This is a genomic window from Rhizobium freirei PRF 81, from assembly GCF_000359745.1.
Classification (GTDB): domain Bacteria; phylum Pseudomonadota; class Alphaproteobacteria; order Rhizobiales; family Rhizobiaceae; genus Rhizobium; species Rhizobium freirei.
On record NZ_AQHN01000056.1, the window covers coordinates 298,975 to 321,201 of the forward strand.

21 protein-coding genes are annotated in these 22,227 nt (G+C 61.0%); 12 read left to right on the plus strand and 9 right to left on the minus strand.

Features of this window, described 5'->3' with window-relative positions; translation table 11 throughout:
* On the minus strand, positions 1-513 hold the full coding sequence (locus tag RHSP_RS13385; protein ID WP_037151700.1) for a MarR family winged helix-turn-helix transcriptional regulator: 513 nt from the start codon (positions 511-513) through the stop codon (positions 1-3).
* Between the two features lie 86 nt (positions 514-599).
* Here RHSP_RS13385 and RHSP_RS13390 point away from each other — a divergent pair, with 86 nt between their 5' ends.
* From RHSP_RS13390 to RHSP_RS13415, 6 genes are all read left to right on the plus strand, one after another.
* Positions 600-1,391, plus strand: a complete 792-nt coding sequence (locus RHSP_RS13390) for a creatininase family protein (RefSeq protein WP_004117674.1) — start codon at positions 600-602, stop codon at positions 1,389-1,391.
* Between the two features lie 140 nt (positions 1,392-1,531).
* Complete coding sequence (locus tag RHSP_RS13395) at positions 1,532-2,632, plus strand: CobW family GTP-binding protein (protein ID WP_037151703.1); 1,101 nt, start codon at positions 1,532-1,534, stop codon at positions 2,630-2,632.
* Complete coding sequence (locus RHSP_RS13400) at positions 2,632-3,621, plus strand: WD40 repeat domain-containing protein (RefSeq protein WP_004117677.1); 990 nt, start codon at positions 2,632-2,634, stop codon at positions 3,619-3,621. The genes RHSP_RS13395 and RHSP_RS13400 overlap by 1 nt, the downstream gene beginning before the upstream one ends.
* Positions 3,622-3,637: 16 nt before the next feature.
* Positions 3,638-4,453, plus strand: a complete 816-nt coding sequence (cysE, locus tag RHSP_RS13405; protein ID WP_004117678.1) for a serine O-acetyltransferase — start codon at positions 3,638-3,640, stop codon at positions 4,451-4,453.
* A 257-nt stretch (positions 4,454-4,710) separates the two neighbouring features.
* Complete coding sequence (locus RHSP_RS13410) at positions 4,711-6,339, plus strand: phospholipase C (RefSeq protein ID WP_037151975.1); 1,629 nt, start codon at positions 4,711-4,713, stop codon at positions 6,337-6,339.
* Positions 6,340-6,359: 20 nt separating this feature from the next.
* A complete protein-coding gene (locus tag RHSP_RS13415) occupies positions 6,360-7,742 on the plus strand; it encodes a cytochrome-c peroxidase (RefSeq protein WP_037151706.1) in 1,383 nt (460 codons plus the stop codon).
* Between the two features lie 39 nt (positions 7,743-7,781).
* Here the strand turns inward: RHSP_RS13415 and RHSP_RS13420 are convergent, their stop codons facing one another.
* Positions 7,782-8,372, minus strand: a complete 591-nt coding sequence (locus RHSP_RS13420) for a GNAT family N-acetyltransferase (RefSeq protein ID WP_004117686.1) — start codon at positions 8,370-8,372, stop codon at positions 7,782-7,784.
* A gap of 94 nt (positions 8,373-8,466) precedes the next feature.
* Positions 8,467-9,600, minus strand: coding sequence for an ornithine/lysine decarboxylase (gene odc2, locus RHSP_RS13425; RefSeq protein WP_037151710.1), 1,134 nt, complete (start codon positions 9,598-9,600; stop codon positions 8,467-8,469).
* 528 nt (positions 9,601-10,128) lie between these two features.
* On the opposite strand from odc2, the gene RHSP_RS13430 reads away from it, so the two are divergent.
* The 3 genes from RHSP_RS13430 (at position 10,129) to RHSP_RS13440 (ending at position 12,855) form a co-directional block, all read left to right on the plus strand.
* Entirely contained in the window at positions 10,129-11,022 is an 894-nt protein-coding gene (locus RHSP_RS13430; protein ID WP_004117689.1) for a LysR family transcriptional regulator, read from the plus strand.
* 79 nt (positions 11,023-11,101) lie between these two features.
* Positions 11,102-11,761: a DUF1007 family protein gene (locus RHSP_RS13435; protein WP_037151978.1), complete on the plus strand. Its 660-nt coding sequence runs from the start codon at positions 11,102-11,104 to the stop codon at positions 11,759-11,761.
* Positions 11,755-12,855, plus strand: a complete 1,101-nt coding sequence (locus tag RHSP_RS13440; protein WP_004117691.1) for a nickel/cobalt transporter — start codon at positions 11,755-11,757, stop codon at positions 12,853-12,855. Before RHSP_RS13435 ends, RHSP_RS13440 begins: the two co-directional genes overlap by 7 nt.
* A 7-nt stretch (positions 12,856-12,862) precedes the next feature.
* Here the strand turns inward: RHSP_RS13440 and RHSP_RS13445 are convergent, their stop codons facing one another.
* From RHSP_RS13445 to RHSP_RS13455, 3 genes are all read right to left on the minus strand, one after another.
* On the minus strand, positions 12,863-13,078 hold the full coding sequence (locus tag RHSP_RS13445) for a hypothetical protein (protein WP_004117692.1): 216 nt from the start codon (positions 13,076-13,078) through the stop codon (positions 12,863-12,865).
* A 274-nt stretch (positions 13,079-13,352) separates the two neighbouring features.
* Positions 13,353-14,072 carry a tellurite resistance TerB family protein gene (locus RHSP_RS13450; protein ID WP_004117695.1) on the minus strand — a complete coding sequence of 240 codons (720 nt, stop codon included), beginning with the start codon at positions 14,070-14,072 and terminating at the stop codon, positions 13,353-13,355.
* A gap of 129 nt (positions 14,073-14,201) precedes the next feature.
* Positions 14,202-14,840: a 2-dehydro-3-deoxy-phosphogluconate aldolase gene (locus RHSP_RS13455; protein WP_004117697.1), complete on the minus strand. Its 639-nt coding sequence runs from the start codon at positions 14,838-14,840 to the stop codon at positions 14,202-14,204.
* A gap of 159 nt (positions 14,841-14,999) precedes the next feature.
* Here RHSP_RS13455 and RHSP_RS13460 point away from each other — a divergent pair, with 159 nt between their 5' ends.
* The 3 genes from RHSP_RS13460 to trhO all read left to right on the plus strand — a co-directional run bounded on the left by RHSP_RS13460 (position 15,000) and on the right by trhO (position 17,470).
* Positions 15,000-15,485 carry a CYTH domain-containing protein gene (locus RHSP_RS13460; RefSeq protein WP_037151713.1) on the plus strand — a complete coding sequence of 162 codons (486 nt, stop codon included), beginning with the start codon at positions 15,000-15,002 and terminating at the stop codon, positions 15,483-15,485.
* A complete protein-coding gene (locus tag RHSP_RS13465; RefSeq protein WP_004117701.1) occupies positions 15,463-16,374 on the plus strand; it encodes a CHAD domain-containing protein in 912 nt (303 codons plus the stop codon). The genes RHSP_RS13460 and RHSP_RS13465 overlap by 23 nt, the downstream gene beginning before the upstream one ends.
* A gap of 154 nt (positions 16,375-16,528) precedes the next feature.
* On the plus strand, positions 16,529-17,470 hold the full coding sequence (gene trhO, locus RHSP_RS13470) for an oxygen-dependent tRNA uridine(34) hydroxylase TrhO (RefSeq protein ID WP_037151717.1): 942 nt from the start codon (positions 16,529-16,531) through the stop codon (positions 17,468-17,470).
* Between the two features lie 109 nt (positions 17,471-17,579).
* Here trhO and RHSP_RS13475 read toward each other — a convergent pair whose 3' ends face one another.
* From RHSP_RS13475 to RHSP_RS13485, 3 genes are all read right to left on the minus strand, one after another.
* A complete protein-coding gene (locus RHSP_RS13475) occupies positions 17,580-19,793 on the minus strand; it encodes a bifunctional diguanylate cyclase/phosphodiesterase (RefSeq protein WP_004117705.1) in 2,214 nt (737 codons plus the stop codon).
* Between the two features lie 110 nt (positions 19,794-19,903).
* Positions 19,904-20,452, minus strand: coding sequence for an NADPH-dependent FMN reductase (locus tag RHSP_RS13480; RefSeq protein ID WP_004117706.1), 549 nt, complete (start codon positions 20,450-20,452; stop codon positions 19,904-19,906).
* Between the two features lie 165 nt (positions 20,453-20,617).
* A complete protein-coding gene (locus tag RHSP_RS13485; RefSeq protein ID WP_004117708.1) occupies positions 20,618-21,991 on the minus strand; it encodes a GH1 family beta-glucosidase in 1,374 nt (457 codons plus the stop codon).
* Positions 21,992-22,227: the final 236 nt, after the last annotated feature.

The following is a 22,227-nucleotide window of genomic DNA, read 5'->3' on the forward strand; positions in this document are numbered from 1 at the left end:
TCAGAATTCGTCTTCATCCTCGTCGTCATCGCCGGCCTGGAGATTGTTCTCGATCGCCTTCAACAATCGCACGAGCGAACGGACGTCCTTTTCGGAGAAGCCGCGCGTTGCCAGTTCATCGCAGCTCGCCGCCGAACTTTCGATCTCGCTAACGCTGTTTCGCCCGGCTTCGGTCAGATAGACTTTGGTCAGACGGGCATCCTCGGCATCAGGCCGGCGCTCGACGAAGCCCTGCGCCTCCATGCGGCCGATCGTGCGCGTCATCGTCGGCGCCTTGACGCCGAGCTTCTGCGCCAGCGAACCGGCCGGAAGACCGTCGCTTGCCGCCAGGGCGAGGATGACGCCGTCCTGCCCGGCATAGAGCCCGCTTGCCGTCAGGCTGCGGGTCATCACCGTTCGCATGGACCGCGCCGCCTGCGTCAATGCCGGCGACAGATCGGCAAGCGTGTAGTCCCGGTGATCCTTCTTCTTACCTGACTTACTTTTCTTCCCGACCTTGTTCTTCTTACCCATCGTGATTCCGTTGACCTTTTCGCCGATGCGCCATCACGCTATGACATTGCGCAGGTTATTGACATAAACAAGAGGCGCACCCTCAGATGGCGCATCCTTTGCCATGTTTCGACGACAATGATGCTACATTGGCCCGTGAAGAACGGGCAAAATGGATCGCGGTGCTGCCACTTGGCGCCTATGAGCAACACGGTCCGCATCTGCCCTTCGAAACCGATGCGTTGATTGCCGACGGCATCGTTTCCCGCATCAAGGGCGCCCTGCCCGCCAGACTGCCCGTCACTTTCCTGGCGACGGAGCCTGTCGGCTACTCCATCGAGCACATCGATGTCACCGGGACCAAAACCTTGGCTTTCGACGAGGCGGTGGAACGCTGGCTCAGCATCGCCGAACGGATGAACAATCTCGGCATCCGCAAATTCGTCATGCTGAATGCTCATGGCGGCAACTCGCCGCTGATGACCATCGTCGCAACGGAAGCGCGCGTGCGCTTCAACATGCTGGCGGTCACGACCAGCTGGACCCGTTTCGGCGTGCCTGACGGGCTGATCACGCCCGACGACAAGGCCATCGACATTCACGGCGGCGAAATCGAAACCTCCGTCATGCTCGCTCTCCATCCGGAGAAGGTCGACATGTCGAAGGCGGAAAACTTTCCGTCCCGTCAATCCGATTTCATCCGTAACTTCCACCATCTTCGTGCCTACGGCCCCCATGCCTTCGGCTGGAAGATGTCCGATCTGAGCGAGCGCGGCGTAGCCGGCAATGCGAGCGTCGCGACCGCGGAAACGGGCGAAAGATTGATCGCCCATTCCGTCAAAGGTCTCGTCGAACTGCTTGAGGATGTCGACCGTTTCGACATGTCGACGCTGGCCTGATCGAACGGCCCAGCCGCGGCTCCGCCACCCAATGTGATCTTATAACATATAAAAGCCTTTGAACTGACGTCTCCAACTCCTTATATGGAACCCGACCAATGTCTGCTCCCCGGGGCAACCTTCCATATTTCGAGGCTCCAATGACCGAAACAGCCACGCAAAAGCCCGTTCCCGTCACCGTTCTCACCGGCTATCTCGGTGCCGGAAAGACGACGCTGCTCAACCGTATCCTTTCCGAAAACCATGGCAAGAAATACGCCGTCATCGTCAACGAATTCGGCGAGATCGGCATCGACAACGACCTCATCGTCGAGTCGGACGAAGAAATCTACGAAATGAACAATGGCTGCGTCTGCTGCACGGTTCGCGGCGACCTCATCCGCGTGGTCGAGGGCCTGATGCGCCGTCCCGGCCGCTTTGACGGCATCATCGTCGAAACGACGGGCCTTGCCGATCCGGTTCCCGTCGCCCAGACCTTCTTCATGGACGACGATGTCCGCGCCAAGACCGAACTTGATGCCGTCGTCGCACTCGTCGACGCCAAGCACCTGCCGCTGCGCCTGAAGGACAGCCGCGAAGCCGAAGACCAGATCGCCTTTGCCGACGTCGTCGTCATCAACAAGTCCGATCTCGTATCGCCGGAAGAGCTGGCCCAGATCGAGGACGTCGTTCGCGCCATCAACCCGGCCGCCCGCGTCTACAAGACGACCCGTTCCGGCGTCGATCTCGCCCGCGTGCTGAACCAGGGCGCCTTCAACCTCGAACGCGCCCTCGAGAACGATCCGCACTTCCTCGAGCACGATCACGAGGATCACGTTTGCGGCCCCGATTGCGATCATGACCATCATGATCACGATCACCACCATCATCATGACCACGATCATGATCATCATCACCACGATCACGACCATCATCACCACGCTCCGTCGCCGATCCACGACGTCACCGTACAGTCGGTTTCGCTGCGCGGCGGCGAGATGAATGCCGAACGCTTCTTCCCCTGGATCCAGAAGATCACGCAGACGCAGGGCCCGAACATCCTGCGCCTCAAGGGCATCATCGCCTTCAAGGACGACCCGGAGCGCTACGTCGTTCAGGGCGTACACATGATCATCGAAGGCGATCATCAGCGTCCCTGGAAGGACGGCGAGAAGCATGAAAGCCGTCTCGTCTTCATCGGTCGCGAACTCGACCGTGAAAAGCTGGAAGCAAGCTTCAAGGCCTGCGAGGCATCCGCCTGATGCCGACTGTTGCTCCGCTTGATATCGACGGCCATGTTCTGGCCGTCGAATTTTTAGGTGACACCCCTGTCTTCGCCAGCGCCGCCGGCGCCATCCACCGCCTCGAAGGCGGGGAGAAGGTCACCGAAGCCCATCGGGGGATGTTGACCTGCATCCGCGATCCCCATAGCGAGAGCCTGATTTCCGGCGGCGAGGACGGCAAGGTCCTGCGGATTGCCGCCGACGGCTCCGTAACGCTGCTGGCCGAAGCGCCGCGCAAATGGATCGGCCAGATCGCCGCCGGCCCGCAGGGTGCGGTCGCCTATTCCTATGGCAAGAGCACGTTCGTGCGCCTGTCCGACGGGACGACGAAGGAGTTTCCCGAGGAGCGCACGGTCGAAGGCATCGCCTTTGCGCCCAAGGGCCTGCGCATCGCCGTCGCCCGCTATAACGGCGTGTCGCTGCATTGGGTCGGCATGAGCGCGCAGCCGGTCAGCCTCGAATGGAAAGGCGCTCATACGGGCGTCACCTTCTCGCCCGATGGCCAGTTCATCGTCACCACCATGCAGGAGAACGCCCTGCACGGCTGGAAGCTGGATGCCAAGCCGGGCGCCGAAGCCCGTCATATGCGCATGACCGGCTATCCCGCCAAGGTGAAGTCGCTCTCCTGGTCCAACAAGGGCAAGTGGCTTGCGTCTTCAGGCGCTCCGGCCGCCATCGTCTGGCCCTTCCAGGGCAAGGACGGCCCGATGGGCAAGGCGCCGCTTGAGCTCGGCAGCCGCGCCAATATCATGGCGACCTGCGTGAAGTTCCATCCGGCCGAAGATATCCTCGCCATCGGCTTCATCGACGGCATGATCCTTGCAGTGCGACTTGGCGACGCCAAGGAGGCGCTTCTGCGCCGGCCCGGCAAGGGCGCGATCACGTCGATGAGCTGGAGCAAATCCGGCAAGCTGCTCGCCTTCGCCTCGGAAGCCGGCGACTGCGGCGTCGTCGACGTTTCGGCCTGAACGGAGAGACAGGATCATGCCCCAGTCAGGAACGGCACCAGCCGGAAATACCCCTGCCCCAGCCGAAGACGTCTGGAATGTGATCGGTTGCGAGGCCGCCGAACTTGCGGGCCGTGAGCCGACGCTCGCCCCGCTGCTGCAGGCGCAATTGCTTGCCAGCGGCTCCAATGCCGAAAGCCTTGCCAATGTGCTGGCCGCCCGCCTCTGCGTCGTCAGGATCGAGCATGGCGACCTGCTTTCGCTGCTGTTCGGCGTGCTGACGCGATATCCCGCCATCCTGCAGGCGACCGAAGCCGATCTCATTGCCGTGCGCACGCGCGACCCGGCCTGCACCACCTATCTGCATGCGCTCCTGAATCTGAAGGGTTTCCACGCCCTGCAGACGCATCGTATCGCCCATGCGCTCTGGACGGAGGGCCGCACGGAAATTGCCAGTTGGCTTTCCAATCTCGTCTCGCTCGTCTTCGGTCCCGATATCCATCCGGCGGCGAAGATCGGCACGTCGATCATGCTCGACCACGGCTCCGGCATCGTTATCGGCGAAACCGCCGTCATCGAGGATGAGGTTTCCATCCTGCAGAATGTTACCCTGGGGGGCACCGGCAAGGAGAGCGGCGACCGGCATCCGAAGATCCGCCATGGCGTCATGATCGGCGCCGGCGCCAAGATCCTCGGCAATATTGAAGTCGGAGCCTTCAGCAAGGTTGCGGCCGGCAGCGTCGTCGTGAAGCCGGTTCCTGCGCACTGCACCACCGCCGGCGTGCCGGCTTTGGTCGTGCGCATCCATCGCGCCGACGAAATCCCGGCCGAGACGATGGATCAGAACATCTAGTTCCGATCCATCGAGCCGACGGCACGGCACGTGACATAAGGTAGCAGCACGCTCGCATCCGGCGGGCGTGTGTGCGACCCAGATCTTCCTCACAGCAGAATCAAGTGTTTGACGAACAGAGGATTGCGGCGGTTTAAACTGATCACCGCATCCTTCATGGAACTGTCATGCTCCGTTGATAGCTCGAAAGAGTTCTCTGTGCCCGGCGCGGCGCAACATGCGCCGGGGCAATGCCCCCACTCGAAGAGGATATGACGATGACCAGTCTTTCACGTCGCGCCGCCCTTGCAGCCGGCAGCGCGCTTACCCTTGTTTTGCTCTGTTCCACTGTCGGTGCCGCTGACGTAAGCCCGGCGCCAAATACCGCGACACCGATCAAGCATCTTGTCGTGATCTTCCAGGAAAACGTCTCCTTCGACCATTATTTCGCGACCTACCCCAAGGCTGCGAATATCGATGGCGAACCGGCATTCAAGGCCGCCGATAACACGCCGAGCGATATCAATACGCTTGCCCATGCCGGTCTTCTCGACACCAATCCGAACAAGACCAACACAGCGAACGGCGCCGATGCCGCAGCCCCCTTCCGGCTCGACCGCACGCAGGCCGCCACCCAGTCGCAGAACCATGGCTATACCGCCGAACAGGCCGCCTATAACAATTTCGCCATGGACCTTTTTCCGGCCAATACCGGCAAGGGCACCAAGGGTGCCGCCGGCGCCTTCGGCACCAAGGGACAGGTCATGGGCTATTACGACGGCAACACCGTCACGGCCTATTGGAACTACGCCCAGCACTATGCGCTGAACGACAATTCCTTCTCCACCAACTTCGGCCCCTCGACCCCCGGCGCGCTGAACCTGATCTCGGGCCAGACCAACGGCGCCATCCTGCCGCCCGGCTACACGCTGGAAAGCGACGGCACCTATTCCAAGGGCCGCATCGTGCCCGACGGCAATGGCGGCTGGACCGCCATCAGCGACTTCGATCCCACGGGCGACGTCTGCTCGGTCGGCCAGACGGCGCTGATGTACGGCAGGAACATCGGTGACATGCTGAACGATCACAAGATCACCTGGGGCTTCTTCGAAGGCGGTTTCGACCTCTCGCTGACCAACCCGGACGGCACGACGGGCTGCAAACGCGCAACCACTTCAACCGTCACCAAGGTCAACTTCGTCGACTACATTCCGCATCACCAGCCGTTCCAGTATTATGCCTCGACCGCCAACCCGACGCATGCTCGCCCGTCTTCCGTGGCGGCGATCGGCACGACCGATGCGGCAAACCACCAGTACGACATGACCGACTTCTATGCGGCCCTGAAGAACGGCAACATGCCCACGATCAGCTTCCTGAAGGCACCCGCCTATCAGGACGGCCATGCCGGCTATTCCGATCCGCTCGACGAGCAGGAATTCGTGACGCAGGTGGTCAACACCGTGCAGAATTCGCCGGATTGGAAGGACACTGCCATCATCGTCCTCTACGACGACTCCGACGGCTGGTATGACCATGCCCACGCGGTCGTCAATCCATCGAAGCTCCCCGTCAAGGGCTATGACGTGCTGAGCGGCGACAGCTGCTCCACCGGCACGCCGCTGCCCGGCGTCAACGGCCAGCCCGCGCAGGGGCGCTGCGGCTACGGCACGCGCCAGCCGCTGATCGTCATCTCGCCTTACGCAAAGGTCAACTTCGTCGACCATACGCTGACCGACCAGACCTCCGTCATGCGCTTCATCGAGGATAACTGGATGGCCGGCGCGCGCCTTGGCGGCGGTTCGTTCGATGTGATCTCGGGCTCGCTGAACACCATGTTCGACTGGTCCAAGGGCGATGCGCCGAAGCTGATCCTCGATCCGAAGACCGGCAATCAGGCTTCGTAAAGCCACAAGGGAGATGGAGAATGCCCTTGCAGATCAACCACCGTCTCCTGCCGCTCATCGCGCTCGCGGGCCTCTCGCTCCCGGGTGCGGCTGTCGGCATGGCGAGCGAGCCGGCCACGAATAGTGCTGCCACGGACGGCTATGACGACCAGCCGACGTTGAGCGCGGTTGCCCAGCTCGGCAAGAAGCTGTTCTTCGATCCCTCGCTCTCGGGCGGCGGCCAGATGTCCTGCGCAACCTGCCACGACCCGGCCAACCACTATGCGCCTGCCAATGACCATACCATCCAGCTCGGCGGCTTGCATCTCGATCAACCTGGCATCCGCGCGGTGCCGAGCCTCGCCTACAAGATGTCGACGCCTTCCTTCTCGATCGGAGACGAGAGTACAGCCGACGAGGCTGCGGAAGCATCTCCGATGACGGAAGCATCGGGCGCAGCTCTCGCCAATGCTTCCGCCGCCGTTGTCGGCCCGCTGACCGCCCAGGCCATCGTCAAGGCCGATGCGCCAGCCGCAAACCTCGTGCCGAAGGGCGGCATGTTCTGGGACGGGCGCGTCGATTCGCTGGAAGAGCAGGCCTTGCAGCCGATGATCTCGCCCTTCGAAATGGCGAATGCCGATACGGCGACCGTCTACGCCAAGCTGAAGAAGGGGTATGGCAAGGACATTTCGGCGCTCTTCGGCGACAATATCCTCAACGATCAGGACATGATGATTTCGGAGATCGGCTTTGCGCTTGCCCGCTATCAGGTCGAGGAACGCTCTTTCCATCCCTATACCAGCAAGTACGATTACTACCTGCGCGGCAAGGCAGTGCTGACGGATGCGGAAGCGCGGGGATTGAAGCTGTTCGACGATGCGAACAAGGGCAATTGCGCTTCGTGCCATCTGGACAAAATGACCGGCGACGGGCAGATGCCGAACCTCACCGATTTCGAGTTCGAAGCCTTGGGCGCGCCACGCAATCCTGCCATTCCGGCCAATGCCGATGCCCGCTATTATGACACCGGCATTTGCGGCCCGCTGCGCAGTGACATCTATTCCGCCCAGCCACAGAATTGCGGGCTGTTCAAGACGCCGACGCTGCGCAACGTCGGCGCCCGCCACGTCTTCTTCCACAACGGCGTTTACCGCACCCTTGAGGATGTGACGCGCTTCTACGTCAAGCGCGATACCAATCCAGAGGAGATCTATCCGAAGGATGCGAGCGGCAAGGTGCTGAAATATGATGACCTGCCGGCGCAGTATCAGATCAATATCGACGTCATTGACGCGCCGATGAACCGCAAGCTCGGCGATACCCCTGCCCTCAACGACGCCGAGATCGCCGACGTCGTCGCCTTCCTGAAAACGCTCACGGACGGCTACGACCCGGCGAAGGACGGTATCAAGGCGGCCAAATAGAAACGCCTTCGCCCGCTCGGGCGAAGGGGACCTGGGATTTCAGGCAGTTTTGGCGATCGGCGGCTGGGCAAGCTTGCGGCCGCTGGCGACGATGATGCCGACGGCGCTGTCGAGCCAGCCATCCTTGAGCTCCAGAGCCAGGAAACGATCACGCTGGAACGGGCCTGGCATGACAAGGTGGCGGGTCTTTGTAGCGAAGAAGCCGAAACGCTCGTAGTAGGGTGCATCGCCGACGAGCAGGATTGCGCCATGCTCGCGCTTCTTGGCTTCCAGGATGGCGGCGCGCATGAGCGCCGAACCGACACCCTTGCCTTCATAGGCGGGATCGACGGCCAGCGGGCCGAGCAGCAGTGCATCGACCGGGCGCGTCTCGCGGTCGACGCCGGCTTCGACGTTCCAGAGGCGGACGGTGCCGATGACGTGGCCGCTACGATCACGCGCGACCAGTGCCAGGCCCTCGGCCGGAACGCGGCCCTGGCGCAGCTTTTCCGACGACTTTTTGCGGCGGTCGGGACCCATGGCGCGATCCAGCAGGTTTTCGCGCGCAACGACATCGCCTGCATTTTCCAGGTCGAGAGTGAAAGTGGACGGCGCAAAGAATGCGCGGACAGAATCAAGAACAGCGGCCATCTTGGCCTCCCGTGCCCAATACCGTTATCAGCGGTGGTGACGAACTATTGTGAGGGTGCCGCCCCGATTGATTACGGGGGCGGCGATATCAAACTCAGATGATGTAAGCCTTCAGCGGGTCGAAACCGTTGAACGCCACAGCCGAGTAGGTCGTGGTGTAGGCACCGGTGCCTTCGATCAGGACCTCGTCGCCGATGGTGAGCGTCACCGGCAGCGGATAGAGGTTCTTCTCGTAGAGCACGTCGGCCGAATCGCAGGTCGGACCGGCAATGACGCAGGGCTCCATCTCGTCGCCGTCGCGCACCGTGCGGATCGGGTAGCGGATCGCCTCGTCCATGGTTTCGGCGAGACCGCCGAACTTGCCGATGTCGAGGAAGACCCAGCGAGCGGCGTCGTTGTCCGATTTCTTGGAAATCAGGACGACTTCGGCCTTGATCACGCCGGCATTGCCGACCATGCCGCGGCCCGGCTCGATGATCGTGTGCGGGATCTGGTTGCCGAAATGGGCGCGCAGAGACGCAAAGATCGCCTTACCATAGGCTTCGGCCGAGGGAACATCACGCAGATACTTGGTTGGGAAACCGCCGCCCATGTTGACCATCTGCAGGTGGATGCCCTGTTTGGCGAGCGAAACGAAGACGCGCTTGGCATCGGCAAGCGCATCGTCCCAGGCGTCGACCTTGGTCATCTGCGAGCCGACGTGAAAAGACACGCCGTAGGATTCCAGACCCAGCTGATGGGCGTAGACGAGCACGTCGACAGCCATCTGCGGAACGCAGCCGAACTTGCGCGACAGCGGCCATTCGGCGCCTTCGCCATCCGTCAGCACGCGGCAGAACACACGAGCGCCGGGAGCGGCACGGGAAATCTTCTCGACTTCCTCGTGGCTGTCGACGGCGAAGAGGCTGATACCGAGTGCATGCGCACGGGCGATATCGCGCTCCTTCTTGATCGTGTTGCCGAAGGAGATGCGGGCAGCGGTCGCCCCGGCATCGAGCGCCATTTCGATTTCAGCGACGGACGCGCAATCGAAATTGGAGCCGAGGCTGGCGAGCAGGCGCAGCACTTCCGGAGCGGGGTTGGCCTTGACGGCATAGTAGATGGCGCTGTCCGGCATGGCATGACGGAAGGCGTGGAAGTTGTCGCGGACGACATCGAGATCGACCACCAAGCAAGGACCGTCCGGACGTCGGGTAGCGAGAAAGTCGCGAATACGCTGCGTGGTCATGTCAATTCCCTTTCAATTCCAAAGGCTCCGGGGAAACCCCAGAGGACAAAGGGCGACGCTCATTCGCTTAGGAACCAGCCGGTGGAGACCCCGGTACCATGCAAATGCGCGAAGCGCGGATGATGAACGAGTGCCGCAAGCGGCGCTAATTCGCTTTGTCTGCCATGGATTGGAGGGAATATCCCAACCGCACTTCCGGCAATGAAGGTGTGCCTCTTCAGTAACCCCGGCTGTTGGAAAGCCGGGAGAGAACAAAAAGGCCCGCACCGTCGTTGCTTCAGATGTCCTCGCATTTTTCGGTTGGCCGAAATAGCGACTGGAGGGGTTAGTTCCAGGTACCTTACCGATTTTCTCACCACATCGAGGATCGGCGGACACCCACGGGCACGTGCGACTTTGGGCTGATCGGGAAATAGGAACATTCGCGGTAATAATCAAGAAATTTTTTTGCCTATGCCCTAAAAAAATAATTGAACAAATCGACGCATTTTGTTCAACATCTCGAAACAGTTAGCGGGGGGCTTTGCCATGGATACATTAACCCGGATTCGCGCCTTTATAGATGTGGTGGAAGCCGAAGGATTTTCGGCGGCCGCGCGCAGGACAGGACGCTCCAAGGCGCTGCTTTCGAAATATGTTCGCGAGCTCGAAGACGAACTCGGCGCGCTGCTGCTCAACCGCACCACCCGCCAGTTCTCCATGACGGAGGCCGGCCATACCTATTATCGCACAGCCTCCGACATATTGAAGGAAATCGATAATCTCGCCGACCTCGTGCGCGAGAACAATCAGCAGCTCAAGGGGCGGCTGCGCATTTCCGTACCGCGCACTTTCGTCGATGCCGAGGTCGGGCAATCGCTGATCGACTTCGCCAAGGAGAATCCTGACCTCGCGCTGGAGATCGCTGCCGACGATCGCTTCGTCGACCTGATCGAGGAAGGCTTCGACGTTGCCGTGCGCATCACCAAGCTCGAAGATTCCGGCATGATCGCCCGCAAGATTTCGGACTTCCGCGTCCACCTCTGCGCAACGCAGGAGTTTCTCGACCGCTATCCGGCGCTGGAGCACCCGAGCGACCTGACGCGCGTGCCTTTCATCATCGACACTAACACGCGCTCGCAGGGCAGTATTCGCTTTGTGGATGCCGACAGCACCATCTTCAATGTCGCCATCAACGGCACGCTGGAGGTCAACAGTCCGCATGCGACGCTGCGCGCCGCGCTTGCTGACCTCGGCATTGCCGTCGTCCCGGATTTCATCGGCCGCAAGGCGATCGAAAGCGGGAAATTGCTGACCTTGTTCAACGATTATCTCCCGACCGACCGCGGCATTTATGCCGTCTATCCGCATCGCCGCTACCTGCCTGCCAAGGTGCGCATCTTTGTGGACTACCTGCACAACTGGTTCCGCAAGAACGGCTGAGAGCCGGCCGGTCCCAATTCCGTCTCATTTCCTGACCAGAAGTCGAAGTGAATCAATGCTCGCGAAACACATCGGACGCATGAGAAAATCCACGATTGTCCACGCCGTCGCGCTCGCCGGCGGCCTGCTGCTTGCACCGGCCATCGTGTCGGCGCATCCGCATATTTTCGTGGAAGCGCGGCTTGAAGTGTTGGCAGGACCAGATGGGAACGTGCAGGAACTGCGCAATGTCTGGCGCTTCGACGAGGTGTTCTCCTCCTCCGTGCTGATGGACTTCGACAAGAACACCAATCTGAAGCTCGATCCGGACGAACTGAAGGAAGTCGGCAAAACAGTACGCGAATCCCTCGCCGAATACGACTACTACGCCAACCTGACGCTCAACGGCAAAACGATCAAGGTGGACAAGCCCGACATCATCAATGTCGACTTTCGCGACGGCCAGCTTCTGATGTTCTTCGCCGTCAAGCCGGCCGAGCCGATGCCGCTGGCCAAGGGCAACAAGCTCAGCTTCGGCATCTACGACCCCACGCTCTATACGTCGATCGATTTCCCGAACGACAAGGAGCTGGTTACGGAAGGGGAAGCCTTCAAAAGCTGCACACCGAAGGTCGTGCGCCCAAACCCGGATGAAGTCATCGCCGAAAACAAGACGACATTGACGGATGCCTTCTACAACGATCCGACGGGAACGACGATGTCGAAACTCTTTGCAACGCGGATAGACGTTCAATGCTGATTTCGAGAGTAGGAAAGCTCGCTCCGGCTGCAGCGCTCGCCTTTCTGGCGGTTGCCAGTCTCGCACATGCCGCGGGCTCGCCGCTCGGCATCGGCACGGCAGAGCCGAGCTTCCAGCCGACCGGCGGCCCGCTTGCGCCGATCTTCCTCTATGTGAATTACGAGCAGCAAGCCTTCTACCGCGCGCTCACCAAATCGATCGAAGCCATGCGCCAGGACCCATGGCAGCTCTGGACCCTGATCGGCCTCTCGTTTGCTTACGGCATTTTCCACGCAGCCGGTCCCGGCCACGGCAAGGCAGTCATTTCCTCCTACATGGTCGCCAACGAGATCGAGCTGAAACGCGGCATCGGCATTTCCTTCATCTCGGCGCTCATCCAGGGTCTTGTCGCCGTCCTCGTCGTCGGCGCCGCCTATTTCGTCCTGCGCGGCTCAGGCATCACCATGACCATGGCGACCAACGCCATGGAGCTTGCCAGCTTCGTCATGGTCATCCTGTTCGGTTGCTGGCTTCTGTTCCGCAAAGTGCGGGCGATGCTTCAGAGCCGCGCGCAACGCCGCGAGATTCAGCTCGTGACATCGGCTGGTCCGATCAGCCTGTCGCTTTTCGAAGGTGCCGCAACCGGCACGGATTCGGTGCGGGGCTTCCAGCGCAGCGCCGCCGCCGGCGGCTATCAATGCTACGACCCCGCCCATGCGACAGGCGAAGGCGCCTATTGCGAAACCTGCGGCCATGCCCATCTGCCCGATCCGAAAATGCTGTCGAACGAGAAATTCAGCATCCGCGAAGCCTGGTCGGCCATCATCGCCGTCGGTCTGCGCCCCTGCTCCGGCGCACTGCTGGTCATGACCTTCTCGATGCTGAACGGGCTCTATCTCGGCGGGCTGCTGTCGGTGCTCGCCATGTCGATCGGCACGGCGCTGACCGTTTCGCTGCTCGCCATCATCGCGGTTTTCGCCAAGGGCACCGCCATGCGCTTCACCGGCAGGGGTTCGAGGCTTTCGGCATGGGTCGGCAACAGCATCGAGATTCTCGGCGCGCTGCTGGTCGTCTGCACGGGCGTCGTTCTGCTCGGAGCCTCGCTCCAGAGCTGACGGCGGCTTAGGGCTCCTTACGGCGCTGATAGCGCGCCCTCAACCAGAACACGAAGAAGAAAGCCAGGATGACCAGCACGCCGAAACCGGTGCCGAGCCAAGGCGAAATCGTTCCGAGCCAGACGATGACGTTCGGCATCAGATAGAGCACGGCGGTTGCCACCAGCAAAATAACCCCTGCCGCAATCGCTGCCGAGCGCGTGTCGCTTTTCTTGTCCGTCAAATCGCCGCCCCCCAGAGCAATTCCAGGAAAAGTGCATAACGGTTTTCCGTCCGGAATTGCGTAAAAACAAAGAGATAGAGCATTTTCGTGATTCGAGGAAAAGCGGAAAGGCTCTAGCACGCCATGAAATGTTTCGGCGAAGGCTTAGGCTAGCCGCCGCCGAAAGGCAACCGGCCGCAACCGATCAGGCTCAGACTCTACAGCGCCGCGCGGCGCTGTAGCACTTTAGATCTGCGGCATAATTTTATCCTTAAATCAATTCCGATTTAAGGAATTATGCAGTAGCGCCTGCAACCGTCGCCTCGATGTGATCGACCAGCGCATCGGGCAGGCCGAGCCGGCCGGCGAGCAGATCCAGATAGCCACGCTCAGCCCTGGAGTCCGGTTCGATCGTCAGCCGCGATGCCGTATAGACCTGCACTCGCTGTTCCTCGGTCTTCGCCGAGGCAACGATGGCATCGAGATCAACGGGATTGGCAAGTTCGCGCTGGAAGAAGGCTTCCGCCTCTGACCCGAGGCCGGCCTCCTGCACCTTGCCGAGAATGCGCTGACGCTCGGTATCGTCGATATGCCCGTCGGCGCGGGCAGCCGCGATCATTGCGCGGACGAGCGAGAGCGTGAAATCATCGCTGGCGATGGCCGGCGCCGTGCTGAAGCCGGAATCGGAGGGCGGCGGCAGGAATTGCGGCTCGGCCCGCGGGGCGGCCCGGGAGTCCGACTGCGGTGCAGGCTGCGGCTGATTGCCGTCGCGATAATTCTTGTAGGCCTGATAGCCAAGCCCGGCGATAGCGGCGAGGCCACCGAGTGTCAGGACATTGCCGGCAACCTGACGTCCGGTCTTCGTTCCGAGCAGCACACCGGCGATCGCGCTCGTTGCCATTGGATTGTCGCGGGCAAGATTGATGACCTCGGTCGCCTTGTCCTTGACGCTTCCCTGCATTCCGGGAACCTGAGATCCCAAAAACTGGTCCAGCAGCTTGCGGGCATCGATCATGTGGTGCTCCTTCCGTCCTTTTGATGGTGAAAGGGAGATAGGAAGCGCAACCGCAAATACCAATCCGCTGAATAGAAAAAGGCGCGCATGGAGCCACGCGCGCCTTCGAAATCGAACGGAAGCGAGGTCTCAGCCCTTGAGCGCGGCGGCCTCGGCGGCAAGCTTGGTGATCCCGGCCCAGTCGCCGGCCGCAACCAACTCCTTCGGCGCGACCCAGGAACCGCCGATGCAGACGACGTTCGGCAGCGACAGATAGTCATGAGCGTTCTTCAGCGAGATGCCGCCCGTCGGGCAGAAGATCGTGCCGGCAAGCGGCGAGGACAGTGCCTTGAGATAGGCCGCGCCGCCGGCCTGCTCGGCCGGGAAGAACTTCAGCACCGTATAGCCTTCTTCCCGCAGCGCCATGACTTCGCTCGCCGTGGCCGCGCCCGGCAGCAGCGGCACATGCGAAGAGCGGGCGGCATCGAGAAGCTCCTGCGTCGTGCCGGGGCTGACGATGAATTTCGAGCCGGCTTCGACGGCCGCGTCCCATTGGCTGACGTTCAGGATCGTGCCGGCGCCGACTTCGGCCCCTTCCACCTCCTCGGCCACGGCGCGGATGGCATCGAGCGCACCGGCGGTACGCAGCGTGATCTCGATCGCCTTCAAGCCGCCGGCGACGAGCGCCCGGGCCAGAGGAACAGCCGATTTCGCATCCTCGACGATCAGCACGGGCACGACCGGCTGCAATTTCAGAATGGAAAGAAGCTTCGCGGTTTTCTCACCCATGATCGGTACGCTCCCTTAAAACGATTGAAATCCGGCCTTCGAATAGCCTTCCCGGAGGTGCTTGTCGAGACAAAAGCTCACTCTCGCTGCGATGGGTAGGAATTCGTCGTGACTTGCTATAGGCTAGCTCAATCTGTGCCGGTGGAGCATGTCAAACGCATGGCAAAAGAGATCGAGCGAAAGTTTCTGGTGCGCGGCGATCATTGGCGGAATTTCGTGTCGGAGAGACTCGTTCTGCGACAAGGATACATCGCTTCCATGGATGACCGTTCAGTGCGGATCAGGCTGACGAATGAGAGCAATGCCACCTTGACGATAAAGATCGGCAAGGCGATGACGCGTGACGAGTTCGAATACGAGATTCCTGTCGAGGACGCGGAAGAGCTGCTGGGGACGGCCATCGGTCTCGTCATCGAAAAGACCCGCCACAAGGTGCCCTTCAAGGGATTCGTCTGGGAGATCGACGTGTTCCGCGGCGCTCATCGCGGCCTCGTGATCGCCGAGGTGGAGATGGAAGACGAAAACGACAATCCGGAGCTGCCGGACTGGATTGGCCGTGAAGTGACCGGCGAACACCGCTATTCCAACCAGGCGCTCGCGACCCAGTTCGAGCAGGAGTACGATGAGTTATCGCATACGGCCTGACCGGGCCTTCGATGGCGAGATGCATAAGGTCGCCGTGCATCAACTCGGCAAGGCGATAACCGTACTCAAAGATCGCCCGCAAGGTCTGCACGAAGCGGTCCATGCCGCTCGCAAGAGCATCAAGCGCGTACGCGCCCTCTATCGATTGATCGCTCCCGTCGCCGGGGAATTTCAGCGTCAGGAAAATGACCGGCTTCGAGACATGGCGCGCACGCTCTCCAGCGTGCGTGACGCGACTGCGATGATCGAGGTCAGCCTCTATCTTCAGGAAACGGCGACGGCACCTGACGAGCGGCAGGCATTATCCCGCGTCAACGAAGTGCTGACGGCCCGGCGCGACCGCTTGTCCGAGGCGGAGAGCGATCTTGAAGACAAGGCCCAGGCGGCGATCGACACTTGCCTCGAAGCGATCGAGGCAGTGAAGAGTGTTTCGGTCGAATGCGGCAGGCGCGATGCGGCACGGCTGCTCCAGAAGAGCTGGCGCAAGAACGGTCGCAAGGCGATGGAGGCATTCTGCGAATGCGGCGACACGGATGCTCATGTGGAGAGCTTTCATAACCTGCGCAAACGCAGCCAGGACTGTTGGATGAACCATCTGCTGCTGCGGGACATCTGGCCGACCGCCATGCATGCCAAGCAGCTTGAGGCCAAGGCACTGGTCGATGTGCTCGGCCGCTATCTCGACCTGTCGATCCTGTCCGGTGTTGCGGACCGCGAGCCGCATCTCTTCGACAGCAATGACGACCGCGCACGGCTGCTGGAGGCGATCATCTCGCGCCAGCAGGTTGCCCGCAAAGAGGCACTGAGCCGAGCCCATCGGGTCTTCGGCGACAAGCCCGAGCGCGAGGCGCGAACCATCAAACAGCTCTGGCTGGAAGCGGCGGATTGAAGCAGCCGATCTCCGGGCAACGACGGCCAAATCGGCCTTCCAGCCCGTTTTCTCGGCGGTTTATGCGGCCTGGACCAGCATATTGCGCCGGCGATGCCGGGCTTCGACGCAAATCCCGATTGCCTGCAAGCCAACAAAATTGTATTTCCCCGCCATGACCGACATTCTTTCCGACCCACGGCGCGAGGCGACCGGCGCATTTCTTGTTGCCGCGCTCTATCATTTCATTTCCTTCCCGCGCTTCGAAAGCCTGCGCGAGCCTCTGTTTGCGCTCTGCGAGGCAAACGGCGTCAAAGGCACCCTGCTGCTCGCGCATGAGGGCATCAACGGCACGATTGCCGGAACGGATGCGGCCATCGGCACCGTGCTCTCTTTCCTGCGCGCCCAGCCGGAATTTGCCGGCCTCGAGCACAAGGAAAGCCGCGCGTCGAAAATGCCGTTCGTGCGCATGAAGGTGAAGCTCAAGAAAGAGATCGTTACCATGGGCGTCGAGGATATCGACCCCACTCAGGTCGTCGGCACCTATGTCGCGCCGAAGGACTGGAACGCATTGATCTCCGATCCCGACACCATCGTCATCGACACCCGCAACGACTACGAGACCGCCATCGGCGTCTTCAAGGGCGCGGTCGACCCGAAGACCAAGACCTTCCGCGAATTCCCCGAATGGGTGCGTGAGAATACCGGCCTGCACAACAAGCCGAAGATCGCCATGTATTGCACCGGCGGCATCCGCTGCGAAAAGGCGACGGCCTTCATGAAGCAGCAGGGCTTCGACGAGGTCTATCATCTCAAGGGCGGCATCCTGAAATATCTCGAGGAAGTGCCGGCAGAGGAAAGCTTGTGGGAAGGCGCATGCTTCGTCTTCGACGAGCGCGTCTCGGTCGAGCATGGGCTGAAGGAAGGCAACCACAAGCTCTGTCACGCCTGCCGCAACCCGATCACCGCCGAAGAAGTGACATCGCCCTTCTACGAGGCGGGCGTTTCCTGCAGCCATTGCTATCACGAGCGCAGCGAGGAAGACCGCGAACGCTACCGCGAAAGGCAGCGCCAGATCGCGCTCGCCCGCAAGCGCGGCCATCAGCATATCGGCTGAGAAACTTAAAGCATGTCGCGCAAAAGCGTGCGGCGGTTTTGCGATAACGACATGCGAAACACCAAAAGCTTGAAGCGCACAGAGCGAGCCTGAAAGATCGCGAGTAGCTTTAAGCCGCGGCGCCGCGCTCTTCGTCGAGCGCCGCAGCATTCTGAACGGCAAGCCGCTTGCTGATCTCGGCTTCCGGCATCGGCTTTCCGTAGAAATAGCCCTGCAGCTCGTCGCAGCCGAAATTCTGCAGCGCCCGTCCCTGCTCTTCGATCTCGATACCTTCCGCTGTCACAGGAATGTCGAGCGAGCGGGCGAGCGCCACCGTTGCCCGCAGCATTTCGCGGGCGCGGCCGTCCTCCAACACGTTCATAGTCAGCGAGCGGTCGATCTTGATACGATCGAAGCCGAATTGGCGCAGATAGCCGATCGAGGAGAAGCCCGAGCCGAAATCGTCCAGCGCCACCTTGACGCCAAGCGCCTTCAGCCGCTCGATCGACTGGCGCGTGCGTTCCGGATTTTGAATGATATAGCCTTCGGTGATTTCCAGCGTCACGCGCCCGGCCTCGATCTCCGTGCTGTTCAGCACATTGCGAACGTAATCGGCGAAAGCGGGATTGCGGAATTGACCGGGCGAGACGTTGACGGCAACCCGCAGATCGGGCCATTGCCGCGCAGCTTCACACGCCTTGCGCAGGACGAACAGCCCGAGCGCCTCGATGAGCCCGGAGGTCTCGGCAACGGGAATGAAGGTCTCCGGCGAAATCGGTCCATGGCCCGGGCGGTTCCATCGCACGAGCGCCTCGACGCCAGTCATTTCGCAGCTCGAAGCATCGACCAGCGGCTGGTAGACAACCACCAGCTCTTCCATCTCGATCGCGCGACGCAGATCGAGCTCCAGCGCATTGCGCTCCTCGCGATGCGCATCCATGGCCGTCTCATAGCAGGTCATGCGGGCGCGGCCGGCCTCCTTGGCCTTGTACATGGCGAGGTCGGCGCGCCGCACCAGTTCTTCGCGGTCTATGCGACCTTCCGGCGAGCTTGCGATACCGATGCTGGCGCCGACGACGACCACACGACGGCCGATCTCCAATGGTTCGGACAGAAAATCCAGAACCTGTTCGGCGAGCCGCAGGGCCGGCGCGTCATTGAGCTCCTTGGTCGGAAAGACGATGGCGAATTCATCGCCTCCAAGACGTGCCAGGGATGCCTGCGGTGAAACGAGCACGCTGAGCCCTGCGGCAACGGCGCGAATGAGCTGATCGCCAGTGCCGTGCCCATAGGCATCGTTGATTTCCTTGAACCCATCGAGATCGAGATAGAGAAGCAGAACATTGCTGCCGTCGCCGCGCGCCCGTTCGACCAGCCGATCCACATCGAGCCGCAGCCCCTCGCGATTGAGAAGGCCGCTCAGCCGGTCGCGCAGGGAGCCCTGACGCGCCTGAACCTCCTCTGCCCGCAGCCGGCGCCCGGCCAGCGATCCCAGGATCAGCAGCACGACAAAGAACAGGCCGACCAAGCCAAGCGCACCAAGCACGAGTGGGCGAACTTGCTGATAGCTCAGATCTCCGGGTTCGCGTGAATTCCAGACCAGCCGTCCCAGAGACTTGCCTAGCGGATCGACGATCGATACGGCGTATCGAGCGACGGTCTCCGGCGGCACCAGCTTGAGACCGCTTATGACATAGATGTTGGAAAGCACCTTGATCCGTTCGGCATCGAGATAGCGCACGAGAATGAGGTAGCGCCGCTGGCCCTCGGGCACCGGAATGCGTCCAGATCTCTCCCGGATCGTCGCGGCGCCGACAGCCGCGATGCCCTTGCTGGTCATGATGTAGCCGCTCGCCTCGGGGACTCCGGTGATGCGCGTGGTGCGCGCCTGATCGACCAGGGCCCAAACGGCGGTTCCGAGAACGTCCTCGACATTCTCGGTCATTGGCTCGCCGTCATGATAGGCAACGATCGGCTTATTGTTGTCATCGACAATGACGGCCGTGTCGAACAGGGCACCGTTGGAGGATATATCGCCGTAATTGCCGGCGACCCAGCCGCGGTCATCCCGCCCGTAGACGCTGCGCGCGGCATCGTTGCGCGCGGAATGATCGTGCAGCGTCGCCTCGAGCTGCCCTTGAAAGGTTTTGAGCGCGCCGACCGTCGTCTCCCAGGAGCGCTCGTCGTCCAGCTTGTTGGAATAATCGGCCACACGACCGATCGCGGTGAGCACCATCAAAGTCACCACGGCAACGACCACCGCGAAAGTAATCAAAACGGCCGTCACGATAGAATGACGACCGACCTGCGTACTATGCCGCAATGACTCGATACCTGCTCCCAAGGTCTTTTCTCCTTGGTGCGAAAGTCTGCCGTCAGGACTTCAATAAACGGTTAAGGCGAATTCGAGATTCCTACAGGAAAGAGTTGTATATTTGCCCATACTGGGAAAATTCACCCTTCGGCGGAAATCGCGTCCGCGAAACGGCTGAGGCTGGCAGACAACAGGCCGTCGTCGCGTGCTCCCGAGAGAATTTCCGCCTGCAGTTCATCGCTCTTGCCCGCAATCGGCAGGCGCAGAAAGGCCTCCGATACGATGCGCAGCGACATGGTGCGCAGCACCTCGGCAAGCTGCTCCAGAACAAGGTCGCCGCGATGCGAGGCATGCGCGAACATCAGCGGCTTGAACGGTATCTCGTCGCGCGACACCAGCCAGTCCAGGGCATTCTTGAATCCGCCCGGTATGCCATGCGCATATTCCGGACAGGAAACGATCAAGCCATCCGCCTTTCGGATATTTCCCGCGAATTCTTCGACGATGGCAGGCGTCCGCTCGCCCTCATTGTCGGGATTGAAGATCGGCAGGTCGCCGATCAGATCACAGATCTCGATGGTAATGTCTTCAGGGCATCCAAGCCGCAGGGCTTCCAGCAGCTTGCGGCTGGTCGAAACCTGCCGCAGGCTGCCGCAAAGTGCATAAAGGAAAAGCGGGCGCAGGGTCATGCGCAAAGCCTAACAGGCCCCATCGATTCGGGCGATAGCTACCCTCCCCTTGAAGGGGAGGGTCGGACCAGAGGTCCGGGTGGGGTGACGATTGCGGACACTGCAGGTCACCCCTACCCGCGCGTTCCGGGTGACCTCCGCCTTCAAGGGGGAGGTAAGACTGCGTCAATCCGCCTTATGATTGCCCTTCGGGAACTGGGCCGCGAGCTCCCGATACCACTTGCCGCTCTTCTTGATCGTGCGCGCCTGCGTTTCATAATCGACATGCACGAGGCCGAAGCGCATGCGATAGCCTTCCGCCCATTCGAAATTGTCCATCAGGCTCCAGGCGAAATAGCCACGCATCGGATAACCGTCCTTGATGAGATCAGCGACGACACCGAGATGCTCGTTGTAATAGTCGAGGCGCGGCTGGTCGTCGACCTCGCCGTTGACGACGCCCATATTGTAGCAGGCACCATTTTCGGTGATGTAGCACTCCGGCAGGTCGTAGCGCTTGTTGAGATCCTCGACGACGTGCCTCAGGCCAGGTGAATAGACCTCCCAACCGATATCCGTCTTAACGTCGCTGACCGGCGGCGCATCCTTCGTCCAGGGGAAATCGCCGCTTTTGGAAGCGTCGTCGAGGACGCGCATCGGCATATAATAGTTCAGGCCCCACCAATCGAGCTTCTGATTGATGGTCTTGAGATCGCCGTCTTCGATGACAGGCATGCGATCGCCAAGCGCTTCGACGAATTCCTTCGGATATTCGCCCTTGAAGATCGGATCGAAGAAGGCGCCATTGTGGAACTGATGGGCACGCTCGACGGCCGCCAGATCTTTCGGGCGATCCGAGCCCGGCAGGATCGAAGCCGCGTTCAGCACGATACCGACCGGCACCTTCGGCGCCACAGCGCGGATCGCCTCGACGCCGAGACCGTGGGCCAGGTTCATGGTGTGCATGGCATAGAGCGCCGCCTGCATGTTGCGCTCGCCCGGCGCATGGATGCCATAGAGGTGGCTCAGCCAGACGATGCACCAGGGCTCGTTGAAGGTGGCAACCGAATCCAGACGGTCGCCGAGGCGGGCCATGACGGTCTTGGCATAACGCTGGAAGGCATGTGCCGTCGAGCGCGCCGTCCAGCCGCCGTCACCGGCAAGCGTCAGCGGCAGGTCCCAATGGTAGAGCGTAGCAAAGGTCTTGATCCCACGCGCCTTGCAGCCATCGACAAGGCGATCGTAGAAATCGAGGCCGGCTTCGTTCACCGGGCCGGTGCCGTCGGGAATGATGCGCGGCCAGGCGATCGAGAAGCGATAGGCTTCGACGCCCATCTCCTTGATCAGATCGAGATCCTGTTCCAGACGGTTATAATGGTCGCAGGCGACATCGCCATTGTTGCGCTGATAGACCCGGCCGGGCATGTTGGCGAAAGCATCCCATATCGAGGGCTTGCGGCCATCCGCCTTTGTGGCACCTTCGATCTGGAAGGCGGCGGTGGCAACGCCGAATGTGAAATCGCCGGGGAAGCGATCGGCAAGAAGCTTCGGATCGATCATGATGAAAATCCCGTCTGTTATGGCTTCGTTGGCTGCGGTTTAACCAAGCAGCGCGACAAAGTACAGTGCCGATACCAGAAAACTGCAACGTTGCAGGTGCCGATAAATCAAGCCGGCTAAGGGCGCCCAGGAAATTTCACCAGCTATGGCAGCAACCTTCGCACAGCTAGATAACATCAATGTCAACAGTCGTGACTTGTCTTTCGGCCAAGGATCAATTGAGGGTAGCATTCAAA